18 protein-coding genes are annotated in these 19,156 nt (G+C 74.0%); all 18 read right to left on the reverse strand.

The features are described 5' to 3' along the window. Positions 1-33 precede the first annotated feature (33 nt). The 18 genes from RI578_RS18855 to RI578_RS18940 all read right to left on the reverse strand — a co-directional run bounded on the left by RI578_RS18855 (position 34) and on the right by RI578_RS18940 (position 19,135). A complete protein-coding gene (locus RI578_RS18855; RefSeq protein ID WP_310872160.1) occupies positions 34-708 on the reverse strand; it encodes a response regulator transcription factor in 675 nt (224 codons plus the stop codon). After that, complete coding sequence (locus RI578_RS18860; protein ID WP_310872161.1) at positions 705-2,051, reverse strand: histidine kinase; 1,347 nt, start codon at positions 2,049-2,051, stop codon at positions 705-707. Before RI578_RS18860 ends, RI578_RS18855 begins: the two co-directional genes overlap by 4 nt. A gap of 103 nt (positions 2,052-2,154) precedes the next feature. Continuing rightward, a complete protein-coding gene (locus RI578_RS18865; protein ID WP_210963164.1) occupies positions 2,155-2,841 on the reverse strand; it encodes a response regulator transcription factor in 687 nt (228 codons plus the stop codon). Positions 2,842-2,895: 54 nt separating this feature from the next. Then, positions 2,896-4,263, reverse strand: coding sequence for a sensor histidine kinase (locus RI578_RS18870; protein WP_310872162.1), 1,368 nt, complete (start codon positions 4,261-4,263; stop codon positions 2,896-2,898). Further along, positions 4,256-5,581: an acyltransferase gene (locus tag RI578_RS18875; RefSeq protein WP_310872163.1), complete on the reverse strand. Its 1,326-nt coding sequence runs from the start codon at positions 5,579-5,581 to the stop codon at positions 4,256-4,258. Before RI578_RS18875 ends, RI578_RS18870 begins: the two co-directional genes overlap by 8 nt. After that, positions 5,574-6,578, reverse strand: coding sequence for an alpha/beta hydrolase (locus tag RI578_RS18880; protein ID WP_310872164.1), 1,005 nt, complete (start codon positions 6,576-6,578; stop codon positions 5,574-5,576). The genes RI578_RS18875 and RI578_RS18880 overlap by 8 nt, the downstream gene beginning before the upstream one ends. Before the next feature lie 185 nt (positions 6,579-6,763). Beyond that, complete coding sequence (locus RI578_RS18885; protein WP_310872165.1) at positions 6,764-7,720, reverse strand: alpha/beta hydrolase; 957 nt, start codon at positions 7,718-7,720, stop codon at positions 6,764-6,766. A 164-nt stretch (positions 7,721-7,884) separates the two neighbouring features. Continuing rightward, on the reverse strand, positions 7,885-9,078 hold the full coding sequence (gene kynU, locus RI578_RS18890) for a kynureninase (RefSeq protein ID WP_310872166.1): 1,194 nt from the start codon (positions 9,076-9,078) through the stop codon (positions 7,885-7,887). After that, positions 9,071-9,886: a tryptophan 2,3-dioxygenase gene (locus tag RI578_RS18895; RefSeq protein ID WP_210963159.1), complete on the reverse strand. Its 816-nt coding sequence runs from the start codon at positions 9,884-9,886 to the stop codon at positions 9,071-9,073. The genes kynU and RI578_RS18895 overlap by 8 nt, the downstream gene beginning before the upstream one ends. 151 nt (positions 9,887-10,037) lie before the next feature. Beyond that, on the reverse strand, positions 10,038-10,451 hold the full coding sequence (locus tag RI578_RS18900) for a DUF3151 domain-containing protein (RefSeq protein WP_121748183.1): 414 nt from the start codon (positions 10,449-10,451) through the stop codon (positions 10,038-10,040). 129 nt (positions 10,452-10,580) lie between these two features. Continuing rightward, the gene (gene fbaA, locus RI578_RS18905; protein ID WP_210963157.1) at positions 10,581-11,612 is read right to left on the reverse strand and encodes a class II fructose-bisphosphate aldolase; all 1,032 of its coding nucleotides are present in this window, start codon (positions 11,610-11,612) and stop codon (positions 10,581-10,583) included. A 145-nt stretch (positions 11,613-11,757) separates the two neighbouring features. Beyond that, positions 11,758-12,330 (reverse strand): orotate phosphoribosyltransferase, encoded by a 573-nt coding sequence (gene pyrE, locus RI578_RS18910; RefSeq protein WP_247697094.1) that lies wholly within the window; start codon positions 12,328-12,330, stop codon positions 11,758-11,760. Positions 12,331-12,340: 10 nt separating this feature from the next. Beyond that, on the reverse strand, positions 12,341-13,138 hold the full coding sequence (locus RI578_RS18915; RefSeq protein WP_310872167.1) for an aldose 1-epimerase: 798 nt from the start codon (positions 13,136-13,138) through the stop codon (positions 12,341-12,343). 365 nt (positions 13,139-13,503) lie between these two features. After that, positions 13,504-14,451 (reverse strand): SRPBCC domain-containing protein, encoded by a 948-nt coding sequence (locus tag RI578_RS18920; RefSeq protein ID WP_310872168.1) that lies wholly within the window; start codon positions 14,449-14,451, stop codon positions 13,504-13,506. A 52-nt stretch (positions 14,452-14,503) separates the two neighbouring features. After that, complete coding sequence (locus RI578_RS18925) at positions 14,504-15,238, reverse strand: response regulator transcription factor (RefSeq protein ID WP_310872169.1); 735 nt, start codon at positions 15,236-15,238, stop codon at positions 14,504-14,506. Next, positions 15,235-16,422, reverse strand: coding sequence for a sensor histidine kinase (locus tag RI578_RS18930; RefSeq protein ID WP_310872170.1), 1,188 nt, complete (start codon positions 16,420-16,422; stop codon positions 15,235-15,237). The genes RI578_RS18925 and RI578_RS18930 overlap by 4 nt, the downstream gene beginning before the upstream one ends. 342 nt (positions 16,423-16,764) lie before the next feature. Next, on the reverse strand, positions 16,765-18,477 hold the full coding sequence (locus tag RI578_RS18935; protein WP_310872171.1) for a polyamine aminopropyltransferase: 1,713 nt from the start codon (positions 18,475-18,477) through the stop codon (positions 16,765-16,767). Between the two features lie 121 nt (positions 18,478-18,598). Beyond that, positions 18,599-19,135, reverse strand: coding sequence for a DUF2617 family protein (locus tag RI578_RS18940; RefSeq protein WP_310872172.1), 537 nt, complete (start codon positions 19,133-19,135; stop codon positions 18,599-18,601). Positions 19,136-19,156: the final 21 nt, after the last annotated feature.

Here is a 19,156-nt window from a genome sequence, read left to right on the forward strand (position 1 = left end):
TGCCGACCGGGGGCCAGAGGCCCGGGGACTCTCTCAGCCAGGCGTCACCAGGCGGGCCTCGTAGGCGAAGACCGCCGCCTGGGTGCGATCTCTGAGGCCCAGCTTCACCAGGATGCGGCTGACGTGCGTCTTGATCGTCGACTCGGCGACCACCAGGCGCTCGGCGATCTCCGAATTGGACAGGCCCTGTGCGATCAGGACCAGCACCTCCGTCTCCCGCTCGGTCAGGTCCCCGTATGCCGCCTGGGCCGAGGACATCAGGCGCGGGGCGTCGGACAGCTTGGAGAACTCGGTGATCAGACGCTTGGTGATGGAGGGTGCGAGCAGGGCCTCGCCCGCGGCCACCACCCGGACCCCGTCGGCGAGCTGGCGGGCCGAGGCGTCCTTGAGGAGGAAGCCGGAGGCGCCCGCGCGCAGCGCCTGGTACACGTACTCGTCGAGGTCGAAGGTGGTGAGGACCAGCACCTTCGACGTGCCGTCCGCCGCGACGATCTCCCGCGTCGCCTCGATGCCGTTGAGCTCGGGCATGCGGATGTCCATCAGGACGACGTCCGGAGCCAGCTCGCGGACCTTCGCCACGGCCTCCCGGCCGTTGACCGCCTCACCGGCGACCTCGATGTCCGGCATCGCGTTCAGCAGGACGGAGAAGCCCTCGCGCACCATCATCTGGTCGTCCGCGATCAGTACCCGGATCGTGCGGTCGCTCATGCTTCACCTTCGGTCGGTGCCGTGACCGGCAGGAACACCGCCACCTCGTAGCCACCGTCGTCGGTGGGGCCGGCCGTCATCTCGCCGTTCAGCATCGAGACGCGCTCGCGCATGCCGGTGACGCCGTGCCCGGCGCCGGGCGAGGGCTTCACCAGGGTCGGTTCCGGGATCGGGCCGTTGACGATCCGCAGGCCCAGGCCGCCCAGGACGTAGGACACCTCGACGCGGGCGGTCGCGCCGGGTGCGTGCCGCAGGGTGTTGCTCAGTGCCTCCTGCACGATCCGGTACGCCGACAGCTCCACACCGGGCGGCAGCTCGCGCACCGCTCCGGTCACCGCCTTCTCCACGCTCAGGCCGGCGTCGCGCACGTTGGCGAGCAGGGCGTCCAGGTCGGCGAGCGTGGGCTGCGGGGCGTCCGGGGCCTCGTAGTCCTCGGCGCGGACGACGCCCAGGACGCGGCGCAGCTCGGTGAGGGCGGCCACCGCGTTCTCCCGGATGGTGGCGAAGGCGCGCTCCAGCTCCGGAGGCGGATTCTCCACCCGGTAGGGGGCGGCCTCCGCCTGGATCGCGACGACCGACATGTGGTGGGCCACCACGTCGTGCAGCTCGCGGGCGATGGTGGTGCGCTCCTCCAGCAGGGTCCGCCGGGACCGCTCGTGCGCGGTGACCGTCTGCTGGGCGGTGACCTCCTGCTGAGCCTCCCGGCGGACGTGCCGGACGGCGACCACCAGCAGGGCGAGGGCGGAGAGGAACAGCATCGGCGCGGAGGTGTTGTACTCCCCGTCGCCGAACAGCGTCTCCACGAGCAAGGCGTAGGCGCCGGTCAGGGTCCACATCCAGGCGGCCGTGCGGGGCCGGGTGCGTATGGCCACGATCACCAGCACCGTCAGATGGCAGATGAACGGTCCGGGCAGCCACGGCCACTCGCCGAATTCCCCGAGAAGCACCGCGACCACCGGGGTCGCCGCCATCGACATCCAGAAGGCGCCGACGGGCCGGACCAGCGTGGCCAGCACCGGGATCGCGCACGCCAGCCCGCTCAGCAGGGCCGCCGGCCCTCCCAGGGCGCCGCCGGCCACGGAACCGCCGAAGAGGGCGATCAGCGCGGCGCCCACCACCACCGCGTGCGGCAGGCGGGCCGCGTACGACCGCAGGCGGTCGGGGAGCCGTCGGGTCAGCGGACCGTCCGTCGTCATGAGCGGCAGCGGGCGGTACGCGAAGGCGTCGTGGAACAGGTCCTGGCGCAGGCCCTGCAGTGCGTCCATGGCCAGCCGGAACTCGGGGCTGCGCGGCGCGTCACCCCCGCCGGAGGGGGTGGCCCGCATCTGGGTCGTCTCGGTCACGTTCGCAACGGTAGGCGCAGCCGGGGTGCACCGTCGTCACCAGTGAGAGGGGTCCTTCGGTATCCGTCTCAGGTACTACGGGGGCCGCGGGCGCCGGGCGCGGTCAGTACCCCGACGGCCGTACCAGCCCCGACTCGTAGGCGAACACCGCCGCCTGCGTCCGGTCCCGGAGGCCCAGCTTCACCAGGATCCGGCCCACATGGGTCTTCACCGTCTGCTCGGCGACCACCAGTCGCTGGGCGATCTCCGCGTTCGACAGGCCCTGCGCGATCAGGGCCAGCACCTCGGTCTCCCGCTCGGTCAGCTCACCGACGCGGGCCTTCAGCGGGCCGCGCGGCCGGTCGTCGAGCCGGGCGAACTCGGCGATCAGCCGCCGGGTGATGCCCGGCGCGAGCAGCGCGTCGCCGTCCGCCACCACCCTGACCGCCTCGGCGAGCTGGTCGGCGGAGGCGTCCTTCAGCAGGAACCCGGACGCGCCGGCCCGCAGCGCCTCGTACACGTACTCGTCGAGGTCGAAGGTGGTCAGCACCAGCACTCTGATCGACGCGGTCGCCCCGGTGATGCGGCGGGTGGCCTCGATGCCGCCCAGCTCGGGCATGCGGATGTCCATCAGGACGACGTCCGGAGCCAGCTCGGCGACCTTGGCCACGGCGTCCAGGCCGTCCACCGCCTGCCCGATCACCTCGATGTCGGGCTGGGTGTTGAGCAGCACGGTGAAGCCCTGCCGGACCATCTGCTGGTCGTCGGCGATCAGCACGCGGATCACGCGGCCGTTGCTGCTGGTCGTCATGGGGTGTCGTCCTCGGTGGAGTGGTGAGTGGAGGCAGAGGCAGGGATGGAGGGCTCAAGGGCCGTCGGGGCTGAGGGGGCGGTCGGGGCCGTCGGGGCCGTCGGGGCCGTCGGCCGGGAGGAACGCGGCCACCTGGTAGCCGCCGTCCGGCAGTGGCCGCGCCGTCAGGGTGCCGTCGAGCATCGCCACCCGCTCCCGCATGCCGAGCAGCCCGTGCCCCGCCCCCTGGGACGGTGCCGGGGCCCGCTCCGGGCGGGTGTTGGACACGTCCACGCGCAGTCCGATCGGAAGATGCATGAGGTGGACCCGGGCGGTCGCGCCGGGCGCGTGCCGCAGGACGTTGCTCAGGGCCTCCTGCACGATCCGGTACGCCGACAGCTCCACACCGGGCGGCAGGGGTACGCGCGTCCCGCTCGTCTCGGTGGTGACGGTCAGCCCGGCGGCCCGGATGTTCTCCACCAGCGCGTCGAGCCGGTCGAGGGTGGGTTGCGGGGCATGTGGAGCGGTGTCGCCCCCGTCGGGCGTCCCCAGTGCGTCGGGGTGCTCGGAGCGCAGCACGCCCAGCACCCGGCGCAGCTCGGTGAGGGCCTCCAGCGCGTTCTGCCGGATGCCCGCGAGGTTCTCCTTCAGCTCGTCCGGCGGGTTCTCGACGAGGAGGGGGGCGACCTGGGCCTGGATGGAGATCACCGACATGTGGTGGGCGACCACGTCGTGCAGCTCGCGCGCGATACGGCCGCGCTCCTCCAGCAGGGTGCGCCGGGCTCGCTCCTCGGCGGTCAGCGAGGTCTGCTGTTTCAGTTCCGCGCGGGCCTCACGGCGTCCGCGCAGGGCGATGCCGAGCACCACGACGACCGCGAACAGGATGACGGCGAGCTGGCCGGTCGGCTGGTAGTTCAGCGCGCCCACCAGGCCCTGGACGACGTAGGTGACGAGCGCGGTCAGGGCCAGCGCCTCCGCGGAGACCCGGGTGGGGACCCGCAGGGCGAGCAGCAGCAGGATGAACAGGTGCGCGATGATCCCGGCGGCCGGCCAGGGCCAGGTGAACGCGGCGCCGCCCGGGTCCATCTCCGACCGCACGGCGAAGGCCCCCACCAGCATGGCCGCCATCGACAGCCACCACGCCGCGACCGGCCGCCACAGCGCGAGCGCCATCGCGCCGGCCTGGGCGAGTGCGATCAGGAAGGCGAAGCCGGGTTCCACCCCGCCGTTGTCGTTGAGCTGTGCCGCGTCGCCGAGCAGCACGCCGAGGGCGGCCAGGCAGACGACACCGTGCGGGAACCAGCGCAGCCACACCGACGGCGGCAGCGGGTCCGCCCGCCAGGTCCACAGGTCGTCGTGCAGCACCCGCAGAACCCGCGCGACCCGGCCGTCCCTGGTCATCCGCCGTCTCCCCCATCGCATCACTCGGCCCACCCTAGACATGACGTGCACCCGCCGTCCTCGTCCGGCTCGGCGGGCGATGCGTCCGGACGACCCGGGAGCGGCGTCGGCCGCCGCGCTCGCAGGAGCGAAAGGCGGCCCAGCAGCCGGCCAGGACGAACGCGAACACCGGGAGCCAGGCGAGCCGGGCGGCGACCCAGTCCAGGCCGTCGGGCAGCGTGTGCAGGCCGGGCAGGCGGCCGGCCAGGAGGCCGGTGGCCGTGGTCGCCATCAACGCGGTCTGGTGCCACAGGAAGATCGTCATCGCGGAGAGGTTGACCAGCGCGACCGCCGCCCACGTCACGGGCCGCCGCATCGCGCGGCGCAGCGGCTCGCGCAGCAGCAGTGCGAGGCCGCACTGCGCCAGGCCGAAGGTGACGGCGGCCAGCGTCGGCGGGTTGAGGTTCGACACCTCGGCGCCGGGGACGCCGACCATCGACGCCGGATAGCCCGCCCAGGCCACGAGCGCCGCGGTCGCCGCCGTACCGCCGGTGAGCAGGAGCCCGCCCGCACGGCGGCGGTCCAGCTCGCCGCGGGTCCAGGCGGCCCCGAGGGTGTAGGGGACCAGCCAGCCCGCGGCGAGGTTGATCCAGCCGAGCCAGGACGGGGCGCCGAACCCGAAGCGCAGCAGGTCGACGTGGAGGACGACGACCAGCGGCCACAGCGGATGCAGCCGGGTCAGCAGCGGAGTCGCCGCCGTCAGCGCGGCGAAGACCAGGAGGAACCACATCGGGGACAGGGCCAGCTTCACCAGGGTGTGGACGGTCACGAACTCCGCGCCCGTCAGGAGCAGCAGCGCCGCCGTCACCGTCCACAGGGAGAGGACGGCCGCGACCGGGCGGAACAGTCTGGACAGCCGGGCGGACAGCCAGCCGCCGTAGGAGGTGCCACGGGCTCTGGCCGACGCGTAGCCCCGGGTGGCGACATGACCGCCGACCAGGAAGAACACGGCGAGGGTCTGGAAGACCCAGGAGATCGGGGACAGCCAGGGCATGTCCTGGAGCGGACTGGCCGCGCGCAGGCTGCCGCCGTCGGCGACCAGGGCCGTCACCAGCCAGTGGCCGAGGACCACGCCGAGGATGGCGATGGCACGCAGGGCGTCGACGGCCCGGTCCCGCGACGCGGGCGTCGCGGCGTCGATCCGGGCGGAGGCGCGGCGCAGCCCCTGCCGGGCGGCTGTGCGGTGCGGCCCTTTCCGGGTGGCGGTACGGCGAAGCCGCTGCCGGGTGGCGGCGTCGCGCCCCCGGTTCGGCGTGGCGTGCGGTGGGCTCGGTCGGGTCGTCGTTCGGGTCGTTCGGGTCGTTCCGGTCACCTCAGTCATGGGTCACCTCCGTGGTCTCGCCCAGGGCGATGCGGGCCAGGTTCGTCAGGGAGACGGAGCCGGTTTTGAAGTAGTCGCTGTGGCCGCCGTCGCCGGCCGCGAAGACCCGGGCGCCGAAGTCCGGGGAGACCGGGTCGGTGCCGAAGCCGACGGTGGAGCCGAAGAGGTCGGCGCTGAGGTGCGGCACGTGCTGCACCCAGTCGTCGGCGCCCCGGGCCGCCCAGACCCTGGCGCTCGTGTGCAGGCCCGCGGCGGAGCCGGCGCCGGTGCCGGGGCTGCCGACCAGGGCGATGTCGGCGACGTCCAGGCCGTCGGCGGCGCGGGCGCAGACCACCGAGCCGTAGGAGTGGCAGAGGAGGGCGAGGCGGGTGTCGGGGCCGGTGACCCCGCGCAGGGTGTCGACCAGGGCACGCAGCTTCGGGGCGGCCCGGTCGGCGCGGCCGGTGGTGGCGACCGTGGTGCTGACGGTGCCCGGTGTCTCGTAGCCCAGCCAGGCCACGACCGCGGTGGGGGTCCTCCCGGGGAGAGCGCCCTCGGGTGCCTGCGCGGCGAGCCGCCGGTGCAGGGCCAGGGCGGCGGCACGGAACCGGCCATACGTGTCGATGCTCGTGTCGGAGCCCGGGACCAGGACGGCGACGCGGTCGGCGTGGGCCAAGTCGCCGAAGACCTCCGTGGCCAGTCCCGCGCCCCGGCCGTCGAAGGCGAGCAGACGCCGGGACGGGTCGGCCATCGAGCGGTTCGCCGCCGCGCGGTGCCGGTCGCCGTGGGCGGCGGCCATCCGGGACGCCTCGGCGGCGTTGGCCCGGTTGGCGGCGTACGCCTCCTCCAGCGTGCCGGCCGTCGGGGCCGCGAGCGCGGCGGGAGCCGGAGCGGGGATCTCGGGGCGCGCGGCACCGGAGAGGGGAAGGACCACGGCGCCACAGATGAGCGCGGCGAGGACAGTCCGACGCCATCTGCTCACGCGCCGCCGCCAACGTACCGCCGTGCCGGGCCCCATGGCCTCTCCCCTCCAGCTCGCCCGACCATCGGGCTTGTCTGTAAGGGAAGTTATGAATCGCGGCGGGTAACCCGCGTCCCGCCAGGGAACTCACCTGCGGGGTAGCTCTCAGGTATTACGGGTACGACCGGGACCCGCCCGCACGCCCGCACGCCCGCACGCACGCCCAGCGAAACGCTCCCGTCTCACCAAGCAAGCTGCGCGATCTCCTCCGCCACCACCGCGCACGCGTCCGCCGCCGGGTCGATCAGCGGATAGTGGCCGACGTCCTCCAGCAGCGTCACGCCCACCACCTCCCCGGCCTTCGCCGCCGCGTCGGCATACGCCTCGGCGACCGCCTGCGGAACGTCCACGTCGGCACGCCCCTGAACGAGGGTCGTGGCGATGCCGGTGGGCAGCAGCAGGGCCGGGTCCGCGTAGGGCCGGCGTTCGGCGAAGAGTTCCTCCCCGCCGAGGAGTTGCCGCGTCGCACCGCCGCACACGTCGAGCTTGTCGGCGACCTCGAAGTCGGCGATCGGCGCGAGGGCGACCACACCGCGCAGGGGCGCCGGGCGGTCGATGCGCCAAGGGGCGTCGTCGGGCAGCAGATGCCGGGCGGCCGCCCACAGGGCGAGGTGGCCGCCGGCGGAGTGGCCGGTGAGCACGACACGGCGCGCGTCGGCCTGCGGGAGGTGCTGCCGTACCAGCGCGGGCAGGGCGTCCAGCGCGGCGACCACGTCGTCGAAGGTCTCGGGCCAGCGCCCCGCGACGGGACCCCCCGCGCCCCCGCCACCCGCGCCACCGGCGCCCTCAGCACCGTCCCCGCCGTCCCCGCCGTCCCCGCCGTCCGCACCGCGCCGGTACTCCACACTGGCCACCGCGAGCCCCCGCCGGGCGAGGAAGCCGGCGAACGGGCTGACATGGCGCCGGTCGTACGGAGCCCGCCACGAACCTCCGTGCAGGACCACCACGACGGGAGCGGCACCGCCCGGACCCACCGCCCCGCGCGGGACGTAGAAGTCGATCACCTGGTCGGGGTGGTCGCCGTACACAGCGGTGCTGTCGGGGTCGACCGCCGGATGCGAGAAGGCCGATTTCTCCTCCGCCGCCTCCGCGGCGTCCCTCGCGGCAGCGGTGCCCGGTTCTGCGGCGGCGTCCGGCATGCTCAACCTCTCAGCGGCAAAACGGTGTTGGCGGACCGGGGGAATGAAATCGGCCGTTGGCGGGACGGTATCAGGCCGGTGACGTGCCCGGACATGGGGATGTAACGCTGGGTGAGGACCAGGCGATCCACTACGAGGCGATCCGCCCCGTCCTCACCCGTCCGTCACCCCAGCGTCTCCGCCAGCACCCGCGCCGCCCGCTCCACGTCCGCGAAGCCGACGTACAGCGGGGTGAAACCGAAGCGCAGGACGTCCGGGGCGCGGAAGTCCCCCACCACCCCGCGCTCGATCAGGCGCTTCATCACGTCCCCCGCGTCGTCACAGCGCAGGGCGACCTGGCTGCCCCGCTCGGCGTGCGCCGCCGGGGTCACCGACTCCACCAGGCCGTCCGGGACGTACTCCCCGACACAGCGCAGGAAGAAGTCCGTCAGCGCCAGGGACTTGGCCCGCACCGCTTCCACCGACACCCCGTCCCACACCTCCAGCGCCGCCTCCAGGGCGAGCAGGGAGAGGATGTCCGGCGTGCCGACCCGGCCGCGCACCGCGCCGGACGCCGGGGCGTACGCGGGCCGCATGCCGAAGGGCTCGGCGTGCGAGTTCCAGCCCGGCAGCGGGGAGTCGAAACGGTCCTGGAGGTCGCGGCGCACGTACAGGTACGCGGGCGAACCGGGTCCGCCGTTCAGGTACTTGTAGGTGCAGCCGACCGCCAGGTCGACGCCGTGCTCGTCGAGCCCGACGGGCAGCGCGCCCGCGCTGTGGCACAGGTCCCAGACGACGTACGCTCCCGCCGCGTGCACCGCCGCCGTGAGCGCGGGCAGGTCGTGCAGCCGGCCCGTGCGGTAGTCGACGTGGTTGAGCAGGACCGCGGCGGTACGGTCGCCGAGCGCCGACGGCACCTCGGCCGGGGTCACCGGCCGCAGCGCCCGGCCCGTCATCCGGGCCGCCGACTCGGCGATGTACCCGTCCGTGGGGAAGGTGGTGGCGTCGACGAGGATCTCGTCCCGGCCGTCGCCCGCCATCCGTACGGCGGCGACGAGCGCCTTGAAGACGTTGACGCTCGTGGAGTCGCCCACCACGATCTGCCCGGACGCCGCCCCGACCAGCGGGGCGATCCGGTCACCGATCCGTTCGGGCGCGGTCCACCAGCCGCTCTCCTCCCAGGACCGGATGCGCAGCTCGCCCCACTGACGGCGTACGACGTCCTCCACGCGCGCGGGGACACCGGCCGGGAGGGCGCCGAGCGAGTTGCCGTCCAGGTAGACGACGTCGTCCAGGACGAACCGCTCGCGCAGCGCCGCCAGCTCGTCGGCGGCGTCCAGTTTCCCGGCCTCGGCCGCGGCTTCGAGAAGCTCAGACATACGACCGCGCCGTCCACAGCTCGGGGAACACGTTGTTCCGGGCCCGCTTCTCCAGCCAGGCCACCCCGGCGGAGCCGCCGGTGCCGGTCTTGGAGCCCATCGCGCGGCGGGTGGCGACCAGGTGGTCGTTGCGCCAGCGCCACACCAGCTCGGCGACGTCGGTGAGCGCCTCGCCGAGGCGGGCCAGCTCGCCGTTCTGGTCGCCCGCGTAGACGGCCGTCCAGGCGGCCTCCACCTCGGGCGCCGCCTCGTACTTCCGGGTGACGTCGCGCTGGAGGACGGCGTCCGGGATGTCGTACCCGCGCCGGGCGAGCAGCCGGACCACCTCGTCGTACAGGCTCGGTTCGTGCAGCGCCTTCTCCAGCTCCGCGTGGACGCGCGGGGCGCCGCGGTGCGGGACGAGCATGGACGCGGACTTGTCGCCGAGCAGGAACTCCAGGCGGCGGTACATCGCCGACTGGAAACCGGAACCCTCACCGAGGGCGCTCCGGTAGGAGTTGAACTGGGCGGGCGTGAGGCCCGCGAGCGGCGTCCAGGAGGCGTTCAGCGCCTCCAGTTCCCGCACCGAGCGCTTGAGCGCGTCGGTCGCCACCTGGGTCCGGTCCTCGCGCAGGGCGCGGGCCGCGGTCTCCCACTCGTGGACGATGACGGTGAACCACAGCTCCATGACCTGGGTCGTGACCAGGAAGACCATCTCTCCGGGATCGTCGGAGAGGGTGTGCTGGAGGTGGGTGAGCACGTCCGCCTTGACATAGTCCTCGTACGGCGTGCTGCCCTCGAAGTCGAGATTCGGGGCTTCGTGGGACATCGCTGTCTCCTGCTGCACTACGGGTAGCGGTCCGCCCTGCCGTTACCGACACGGGGCCCCGGTCCCCAACGTCATCCTCCGCAATGGTCGCAGCAAACCGCAAGGCCCGCCTGCGCACGGCAGGCGGGCCAGGACACGTCCGGTCCCCGGTTCAGCCCAGCACCTCGGCCGCCGCCGGCGAGGAGTCCTTCAGGAACTGGCTGCAGCGCTCGTACTCCTCCTTCTCGCCGATCGCCTGAGCGGCGCGGGCGAGGGCGTGCAGGGCGCGCAGGAAGCCGCGGTTCGGCTCGTGCTCCCAGGGCACCGGGCCGTGCCCCTTCCAGCCGCTGCGGCGCAGGGCGTCCAGGCCGCGGTGGTAGCCGGTACGGGCGTACGCGTACGACTCCACGACGCTGCCCCGCTCGAACGCCTCGTCGGCCAGCTGTGCCCAGGCCAGCGAGGACGTCGGGTACTTCGCGGCGACATCGGCGGGCGAGGTGCCGCCCGCCAGCAGCTCGCGCGGCCCGGGGTCGTCGGGGAGGTGGGTCGGGGGCGGTCCCCCGAGGAGGTTCTCGTGAATGGCCATGGGCACAAGTCTGCGCCATGCCGCCGGCATACGTGCGCGGGCCCGGCACCGCAGGAGAATCCTGGCGGTGCCGGGCCCGTCGCGGACGACACGGCGCGGACGGCGCGGACGCCGCGTGCCGTGGCGCCGTTACTTGATCTTCTGGCCCGCCGAGCGCAGGTGGCCGCAGGCCTCGACCACGCGCGCGGCCATGCCGGCCTCGGCCAGCTTGCCCCAGGTGCGCGGGTCGTAGGTCTTCTTGTTGCCGACCTCGCCGTCGACCTTGAGGACGCCGTCGTAGTTGCTGAACATGTGGTCGGCGACCGGACGTGTGAAGGCGTACTGGGTGTCCGTGTCGATGTTCATCTTGACCACGCCGTTCTCCAGCGCGGTCGCGATCTCCTCGGCGGAGGAGCCGGAGCCGCCGTGGAAGACGAAGTTGAACGGCTTGCTGCCGGCCGGCTGACCGTACTTCGCGGCGACGCCCTCGTTCAGCTCCTTGAGCAGCTCGGGGCGGAGCACGACGTTGCCCGGCTTGTACACGCCGTGCACGTTGCCGAAGGAGGCGGCGAGCAGGTAGCGGCCCTTCTCACCCAGGCCCAGGGCCTCCACGGTGCGGACCGCGTCGTCGACCGTGGTGTAGAGGGAGTCGTTGATCTCGTGGGAGACGCCGTCCTCCTCGCCGCCGGTCGGGGTGATCTCGACCTCAAGGATGATCTTGGCGGCGCGGGCGCGCTCCAGCAGCTCCGTGGCGATGGAGAGGTTGTCGCCGAGCGTCTCCGCGGAGCCGTCCCACATGTGGGACTGGAACAGCGGGTCGCGGCCGGCCTTGACGCGCTCCTCGGACACCGCCAGCAGCGGACGCACGTACGCGTCGAGCTTGTCCTTCGGGCAGTGGTCCGTGTGCAGGGCGACGGTGACGTCGTACTTCTCGGCCACGATGTGCGCGAACTCGGCGAGGGCGACGGCGCCGGTCACCATGTCCTTCTTGTGCTGGCCGCCCAGGAACTCGGCGCCGCCGGTGGACATCTGGATGATGCCGTCGCTCTCCGCCTCGGCGAAACCACGCAGAGCCGCGTGCAGCGTCTGGGAAGAGGTCACGTTGATGGCCGGGTAGGCGAACTTTCCTGCCTTCGCCCGGTCCAGCATCTCGTTGTAGACCTCGGGAGTTGCGATGGGCATCTGTCCGCTCCTTGTATGTGCGGGGGGCGTGAAACGTGCTTACGGCCCTGACCTAGACCTGGGGGGGGCGACGTCATCGTCGGCCCCATCTTTCCAGACGAAGCGGGATACTCCGAGTGGACGTCCGCCGGACGTCCGTCCGGGCTCAGTCCAGGCCCAGCTCGTCCTTGTCGTACGCGTACAGGTACGGCACCCCGGCGCCGTCCTGGATCTTCTCGGCGGCGCCCGTCGCCCGGTCGACGATCGTCGCGACGGCCACGACCTCGGCACCGGCCTCGCGCACGGCCTCGACGGCGGTGAGCGGGGAGCCGCCGGTGGTGGAGGTGTCCTCGACGACCAGGACGCGGCGGCCCCTGATGTCCGGGCCCTCCACGCGCCGCTGCAGCCCGTGCGCCTTGGCGGCCTTGCGGACGACGAAGGCGTCCAGCTTCCGGCCCCGCGCGGCGGCGGCGTGCAGCATGGCCGCGGCGACCGGGTCGGCGCCCATGGTCAGCCCGCCCACCGCGTCGAAGTCCAGGTCGGCGGTCAGGTCAAGCAGCACCTGCCCCACCAGCGGCGCCGCCTCGCCGTCGAGCGTGATGCGGCGCAGGTCGACGTAGTAGTCGGCCTCAAGACCCGAGGAGAGGGTCACCTTGCCGTGCACCACGGCCTTGTCCTTGATCTGCTGCAGCAGCGCGCCGCGTGTGCCTGGCGGCATTGCTTCGTTGACGTCCGTCATGCCGACCAGCTTAGAGCCGGGTCCAGCTCCAGGTCGTCGTGGCCTCCAGCGGCTCCAGGGGCGTGACCAGGCGCGGGAGGGTGTTCAGGCCGTCGGGCGGCCCGGTCTGCGGCTCCACGCAGACGGCGGCCTCCTGCTCGTCGTAGACCACGGCCCACCGCTCCGGGCTGGTCACCCTCAGCTCCAGGCGCTCCGGCCAGGTGAGGGTGACGTCGACGCCGTCCGGCATGCCGAAGCAGTCGTCCCAGGGGCCCGGCTTCGGGTCGACGCGGTTGCCGGTGGGCAGGTGGTCGTCGCCGCGCTCCTCCTGCCAGGCGGGGTCGAAGGCGATCTCGACGCCGGCCCCGTCGGCGCCGTCGAGGGTTCGGTTGAACCAGGGGTGCCAGCCGATCTGCGCCGGGAAGGACGAGTCGTACGTCTCCACGGACATCGTCAGCGTCAGCGCGTCCTCGGCGAGGGCGATCACCTGGGTGACGCGGCCGGAGTAGGGCCAGGGCTCGGTGAGGTCGTACGTGAGGACGGCCTCGTCGGCGGTGACGCGGGCGGTGCGCCAGGCGGCGTCGCGGGCGGTGCCGTGGATGGCGTGCGGCGGGGAGTTCAGCGGCATCTGGTGGACGACGGCGCCGTCCCGGAAGCGGCCCTCGCGGATCCGGCCGCACCAGGGGACCATCGGGAAGCAGCCGTAGCGCTCGCCCTGGCGGAGCAGCTCCGTGCCGCCGACGCGCAGCCCGCCGATCCGGCCGCCGTTGCCCGGCAGCACGGTCGCCTCCGCGTCACCCGCGGTCAGCGTGATGGGTTCGTTACTCACGCCACGACCCTACTGGGGCGATCAAGACCGCCCCACCCGGCCGACTCGACAGAGCCCGGCTGCGGCTGAGCGGCGGCACGCTACGGCGGCTGAGCGGCGGCCCGGCTACGGCGGTTCGGCCGCGGCTCGGGTACGGCGGCTGAGCGGCGGCCCGGCTACGACGGTTCGGCCGCGACCCGGCTACGGCGGCTGAGCGGCGGCTCGGCTACGACGGCCCGGCTGCGGCGGCTGAGCTGCGGCACGGTTACGGCTGCTCGGCTGCGGCCCGGCTACGGCAGCTGAGCGGCGGCTCGGTTACGGCTGCTCGGCGGCGGCCCGGCTACGACGGTTGGGCCGCGACCCGGCTACGGCTCGGCTGCGACGGTTCAGCGGCGCCTGCGCAGCGCGCGGCCCACCACGATCGCGGACGCCACGACCAGTGCCGCCGCCGGGGCGGCCCAGCGCAGGGGAGCACCGGCCGCGCTCGCCTGGGGTGCGGGGACGGGAGCGTACCGGCCGCGGGGCGGGGCGTGGTCCACCTCCTCGGCACTGCGGCCGATCATCGTGCGGCGCGCGTGCGCGGCCTCGGCGGCGGGCGGCTCGGCGGCTTCGGGGCTGGCGGGGACTCCAGGGGTGGCGGGGGCTTCGGGGGCTTCAGGGGTGGCGGGGGCTTCAGGGGTGGCGGGGGCTTCAGGGGTGGCGGGGGCCGCAAGGGCATCCGGCTCGCCCTGCTCAGCCGCCTCGCCCTGCTCGCCGTGCCGCTCCGGATCGCCCGCCTCGCCCTGCCCCTCCGCCTCGCCCTCGTCCGTGTTCGCGAGGGAGGGCGGGGGCATCTCGGCGTCGAAGACGGAGGCGTGCTGCTGCGGCTCCGGCCGCGCCTCGGGCTGCTCAGGCCCCTGCTCCCGCTCCCGCCCCGCCGCCGCGCCCAGGTTCCCCGCGAACCGCGTCAGCAGCCGGGCCGCGGCCGACGTCACCGACTCCTCGGGCAGCTCCGTGACACGCCCGTCCGCGGTGGCCGTCCCGGCGAACGTGAGGGTGGAACCGCCGTCGGCGTCCGCCACGCGGAGGGTGAGCGCGAGCGTGACCGTGCCGGTGCCGCGCGACTCGGTGGCGTCGCCCTCGACGGCGTACGCACCGTCCTCGCGCGCGGACAGGCGCACGGAGCCCCGGTAGGTGATGGAGTGACTGCCGATGCGCACCTTGAGCCGTCCCGCGACGGGCTCGGCACCGGCGTCCTGCTGGAGCCCCGGAACCGCCCGGGCGACCCGGACGGGGTCGGCCAGCACGTCCCTGAGCCGCTCGGCCGGAACCGGAACGAACACCTCATGCTCCATGTCACGCCACCCTACCCAGCGGGCGCCCGACGCACCCCCCGTCGGCACAAAGTCACCCGCCCCCTCCCACGCCTCCCGCACCCCCCGGCGTCACCAGTCCCGTCTCGTACGCCACCACCACCGCCTGGGCCCTGCTGGTCAGGCCCAGCTTGGTCATCGTGCGGTTGAGGTGGGTCTTCACCGTGGCCTCGCTGATGAACAGGCGGTCGGCCGCGTCGGCGTTGCTCAGGCCGCGGGCCACCAGTTTCAGCACCTCGGCCTCGCGGGCGGTCAGCGCCGTCAGTCCGGGCGGCGGGCCCGCGTCCGACGGGTCCGGTCGGCTCGTGTCCGACATCCGCGTGAACGCCTCCACCAGGCGCCGGGTGACCGCGGGGGCGAACAGCGCGTCGCCGCCGTGCACCGCGGTGACCGCGGCCAGCAGCCGTTCGGGGCCGGCGTCCTTGAGCAGGAAGCCGGAGGCGCCCGCGCGCAGGGCGCCGTACACGTACTCGTCGAGGTCGAAGGTGGTCAGCACCAGGACGCGGGGCGCGGGGTCCACGGCCTCGGCGAGGATCCGCTCGGTGGCCTGGATGCCGGTCATGCCGGGCATGCGGATGTCCATGAGGACGACGTCCGGCCGGGTCCGCGCGGCCACCGCCACCGCCTCGGCGCCGTCGGCCGCCTCCCCGACGACCTCCATGCCCGGGGCGGCGCGCAGCAGCGCGGCCAGTCCGCTGCGCACGAGGAACTGGTCGTCGACGACGAGCAGCCGGATCGGGGCGTCCGTCGGGTGGTTCGCGTCGGTCATTCCCTGACAGCGTCTCCCCGGCGTGCGGTCCGTACCGGCGTCGGCAGGGTCAGGCGCACGCCGAATCCCCCCTCGCTGCGCGGGCCGACGACGATCGTCCCGCCGTAGAGCTTGGCCCGCTCCCGCATTCCGATCAAGCCATGGCCGCCGCGCTCGGGGATTGTGTCCGAATCCACCCCCTCCCGGCGTCCCTCCGCCCGACGGCCGGCCCCGTCTCCGTCGTCGGTGACCGACACCGTCACCTCGCCCGCGCGGTAGGCGAGTTCGACGGCGGCGTTCGCTCCGGGCGCGTGCTTGAGCGCGTTGGTGAGGGCCTCCTGCACCACCCGGTAGACGCACAGCTGAACGCCGGGCGGCAGCGGGCGCGGGGTGCCCGTGACGCGCAGTTCCACGCCCACGCCACCGGAGCGCACCCGCGTCACCATCTCGTCCAGCTGGTCGAGGCCGGGAGCGGGGGCACCGACCGCGCCCTGGACGCCGTCGGCACGCAACAGGCCGAGCATGCGGCGGAGTTCGGCGAGGGCCTCGCCGCTGGCGCCCTCGATGGTGTCCAGGGCGCCGCGCGCGGTGCGGGCGTCGGAGTGGAAGACGAAGCGGGCCAGTCCGGCCTGGACGTTGATGACGGCGATGTGGTGGGCGACCACGTCGTGCAGTTCACGGGCGATCCGGACGCGTTCCTCGGCCACCTCGCGCCGGGCGCGGTCCGCCTGTTCGGCACGGAGCTGCCGGGTGAGTTCGCCGGTCCGGCGGGCCACGTACCCGAACCGCCACAGCACCAGCGGGAAGCCCACGGCCTGCCCCACGACCGACGCCATCGCCTCGGCGTCGCTGACCACCCCGGCGTAGATCCAGACACCGGCGAGCAGGGCGGCGCAGGCGGCGGCGGTGCGGGTGGGGCGCAGGGAGGCCACGGTGTAGACGGCGAGCATCGGGCCGAAGGAGCCGACCACGGGCCAGTAGCCGAGGGTGACGTAGACCGCCCAGCAGGCGTGGACGGCGAGACAGACGGTGACGGGGGCGCGGGTGCGCAGGGCGAGCGGGAGGTTCAGCAGGGCGACGAGCGTCCAGGCGAGCGGGCCGAGCGCCGGCCACCCCTGGGCGACGGCCTCGGTGCCGAGCAGGACGGCCACGGTCGTCAGCGCCGCGGCGATCAGGCCGTCGGCCGCCAGGGGGTGCGGGCGCATTGCGGCAGCGTAGGTCCGCCCGTCCGGCGGCGGCGTCATCCTTCCGCCGTACCGCGGAAGTCGCAGGAACCGGTCGCCTACCGCGCTGGGTTGGGTCCCGTATCCACCCACTGCGGGATTCCGGGACGGGCGGGGCGGCCATAGGTTCTCGGTGCGAACGATCCGCAGGGGGGTGTGGCGGTCCGTCCCGTACCCGGGGGAGGGCCGGGCCGCCGCATTGACTCGTTCGTACGGAGGACGGGGGCGCGGGCGCGGGCACGGGCGCGGCTCGGGGGCGGGCGTGGCTCGGAGGCGGCGCGGGCGCAGGCACGGTTCAGGCGCGGGCACGGCTCGGGCGCGGGCTCAGTACCGCGGATGCACCAGCGTCGACGGCGGCAGGCCGTCGATCCGGGCGCGGGACGCGGCGCGGGCGTCCTGGGCCAGGGACCGGGGCGTGAGGGTGCTCGGGCGGGGGCCCGTCGGTTCGAGCCGCAGGGCGGGGGGCGTGCGGGCGGCCAGGAGGAAGCCCCAGTCGCGGGGGGCGCTCGGGGTGGCGGCCGTGCGGTCGGGGTCCGGTGCGAGGCCGGTGTCCCGGGCGGCGACACGGTAGGGGGCGGTCCGCAGACCGGCCGCGTGGAGCGTCGCGTCCACCGTCCAGAAGGCCCGAGGGCGGGCGGAGAGCGGACCGGCGTGCACGACCAGCCGCCCGTCGGGGGCGAGCACCCGCCGGAGCAGGCCGTAGAACTCCTGCGAGTACAGCTTCGTACTGGCCGTGAGGCCCGGGTCGGGCAGGTCCGAGATCACCACGTCGTACGTCGCGGTGGGCGTCGAGCGCAGCCGGTGGAAGGCGTCCGCCGTGCTGACGTGGACGCGCGGATCGCCGTAGGCGTGCTCGTTCAGCGCGGACAGTCCGGGATCGTGCCGGGCCAGCCGGGCCAGCCCGGGGTCGAGTTCGACGACGTCGACGCGGCGCACGTCCGGGTGGCGCAGCACCTCCCGCGCGGCGAGGCCGTCGCCGCCTCCGAGGATCAGCACGCGCGCGTGCGGGCCGCTCATGGCGGGGTGCACCAGGACCTCGTGGTACCGCCGCTCGCCGCTGCCGCCGACCCGCAGCCGGCCGTCCAGGAACAGGTCGAGCGGCCGGCCGTCGGCGTCGCCGGTGAGGACGACCTCATGCACGTCGGTCTTCACGGCCACGCGGACGTCCTGGCCGTACACGGCGTGCCGGGCGGCGCGTTCGAAGTCGTCGGCGAGGACGGTCGCCGTGGCGAGCAGGGCGAGTACGACGGCGTTGGCGGTCAGCAGCAGCCAACGGGCCCGGCGGGTCATGTCCCGCCGGAACAGGCCGAGGACCAGGGCCGCGCCGACGAGCGCGTTGACGGTGCCGGTGAGCAGCGCGCCGGTCAGCTGGCCGAGGAAGGGCAGCAGTACGAAGGGGAAGGCGAGGCCGCCGACGAGCGCGCCGACGTAGTCCGCGGCGAACAGGTCGGCGACGGCGCCGCCCGCGTCCTGGCGGCGGACGCGCTGGATCAGCTCCATCAGCAGCGGTACCTCGGCGCCGATCAGCACGCCGATGGCGAGCGAGAACGCGACCAGGAGGAAGCGCGGGCCGTCGGCCCACAGGCCGCCCCAGCCGCCGGTCCAGGCGAAGACGGCGTACAGCACCATCGCGCTGGAGCCGCCGACGAGGGCGAGGACGGCCTCGACCGCGCCGAAGCCGGCCGCCGCGAACCTGCGCAGCCGTTTGGCGGCGAGCGAGCCGAGGCCCATGGCGAAGACCATGACGGACAGGACGACGGACGCCTGGGTGACCGAGTCGCCGATCAGGTACGAGGCGAGGGCGACGAGTTCGAGTTCGTACACGAGCCCGCAGGCCGCGCAGACGAACACACCGGCCAGCACCAGGAACCGCCCGACGGCCGGCCGGACGGGCAGCCGCGCCGGCCCACCGGGCCCGGAGGCACCGGGCGTACCGCCGGCTGAATCGGGAGAGCCGCCGGGGCGGTCGGGAGAGCCGCCGGGGCCGCCCCAGGACGGCGGAGAGCCGGGCGGGGCGGGCGCGTGCGGTTCGATCACGGGGTGACGTTACGTCACTCCCGCACTGCGCTTCGTCACCCACACGTGTGAAACTGACGTTCTGTCGGGCACCACAGGTTTATCCCGCCCGGGGCCGCCCGGACCCCCGCCCCGCACCCGCTCACACCCCGGACGGGCTGAGCTGCGACGTCGGCACCCGGACACCCACCCGGGTCCGGGTCGCCACCAGGTGGCCGTCCTGCGGATAGGCGTGCCAGGTCCGCCAGTGCACCTGTCCCTCGTGCCGATGGGCCAGCAGCGCGGTGAAGGCGTGCGGGCTGCCGGGGAAGACGCCGGCCAGCCCGTGCGGGTGGTCGGCGACCAGGGCCAGCAGCTCCTGGGCACGTCCGGCGAAGGAGCCCGGCGTCAGCACCTCCACGCGGGCGGCGAACTCGTACTCCCAGTCGCCCTTCCGCTTGGCGACGCCCAGCGGAAGGGGGGTGCTGCTGCCGGGGATGCACGCCACCGTCTCCGAACAGCTTCCCCGCTCCTCCTCCAGCAGGACTTGATGGGAGGCCCCCAGGAGTCTCAACTGCATTTTCGCGCCCGTCAGTTCGAGATCGAGACTGGCGAGCGCGGGCAGCGGCTCGCGCCCCAGGGCCCAGGCGAGGTCGGCCGCGCGCGTGTCGGTGTAGGAGGTTTTCAGGGTCGTGAGCATGGATCGGCTCCGCAAGCACAC

The sequence above is a fragment of the Streptomyces sp. BB1-1-1 genome (assembly GCF_031597775.1).
Classification (GTDB): domain Bacteria; phylum Actinomycetota; class Actinomycetes; order Streptomycetales; family Streptomycetaceae; genus Streptomyces; species Streptomyces thinghirensis.

Coding starts and splice junctions, on each gene's coding strand:
- RI578_RS18895 (WP_210963159.1), bottom strand. CDS start 9,886: ATGTCCCACGAAGCCCCGAATCTCGACTTCGAGGGCAGCACGCCGTAC.
- RI578_RS18870 (WP_310872162.1), bottom strand. CDS start 4,263: ATGTCTAGGGTGGGCCGAGTGATGCGATGGGGGAGACGGCGGATGACC.
- RI578_RS18855 (WP_310872160.1), bottom strand. CDS start 708: ATGAGCGACCGCACGATCCGGGTACTGATCGCGGACGACCAGATGATG.
- RI578_RS18885 (WP_310872165.1), bottom strand. CDS start 7,720: ATGCCGGACGCCGCCGCAGAACCGGGCACCGCTGCCGCGAGGGACGCC.
- fbaA (WP_210963157.1), bottom strand. CDS start 11,612: ATGCCCATCGCAACTCCCGAGGTCTACAACGAGATGCTGGACCGGGCG.
- kynU (WP_310872166.1), bottom strand. CDS start 9,078: ATGTCTGAGCTTCTCGAAGCCGCGGCCGAGGCCGGGAAACTGGACGCC.
- RI578_RS18880 (WP_310872164.1), bottom strand. CDS start 6,578: ATGGGGCCCGGCACGGCGGTACGTTGGCGGCGGCGCGTGAGCAGATGG.
- pyrE (WP_247697094.1), bottom strand. CDS start 12,330: ATGACGGACGTCAACGAAGCAATGCCGCCAGGCACACGCGGCGCGCTG.
- RI578_RS18900 (WP_121748183.1), bottom strand. CDS start 10,451: ATGGCCATTCACGAGAACCTCCTCGGGGGACCGCCCCCGACCCACCTC.
- RI578_RS18865 (WP_210963164.1), bottom strand. CDS start 2,841: ATGACGACCAGCAGCAACGGCCGCGTGATCCGCGTGCTGATCGCCGAC.
- RI578_RS18930 (WP_310872170.1), bottom strand. CDS start 16,422: ATGCGCCCGCACCCCCTGGCGGCCGACGGCCTGATCGCCGCGGCGCTG.
- RI578_RS18925 (WP_310872169.1), bottom strand. CDS start 15,238: ATGACCGACGCGAACCACCCGACGGACGCCCCGATCCGGCTGCTCGTC.
- RI578_RS18940 (WP_310872172.1), bottom strand. CDS start 19,135: ATGCTCACGACCCTGAAAACCTCCTACACCGACACGCGCGCGGCCGAC.
- RI578_RS18875 (WP_310872163.1), bottom strand. CDS start 5,581: ATGACTGAGGTGACCGGAACGACCCGAACGACCCGAACGACGACCCGA.
- RI578_RS18920 (WP_310872168.1), bottom strand. CDS start 14,451: ATGGAGCATGAGGTGTTCGTTCCGGTTCCGGCCGAGCGGCTCAGGGAC.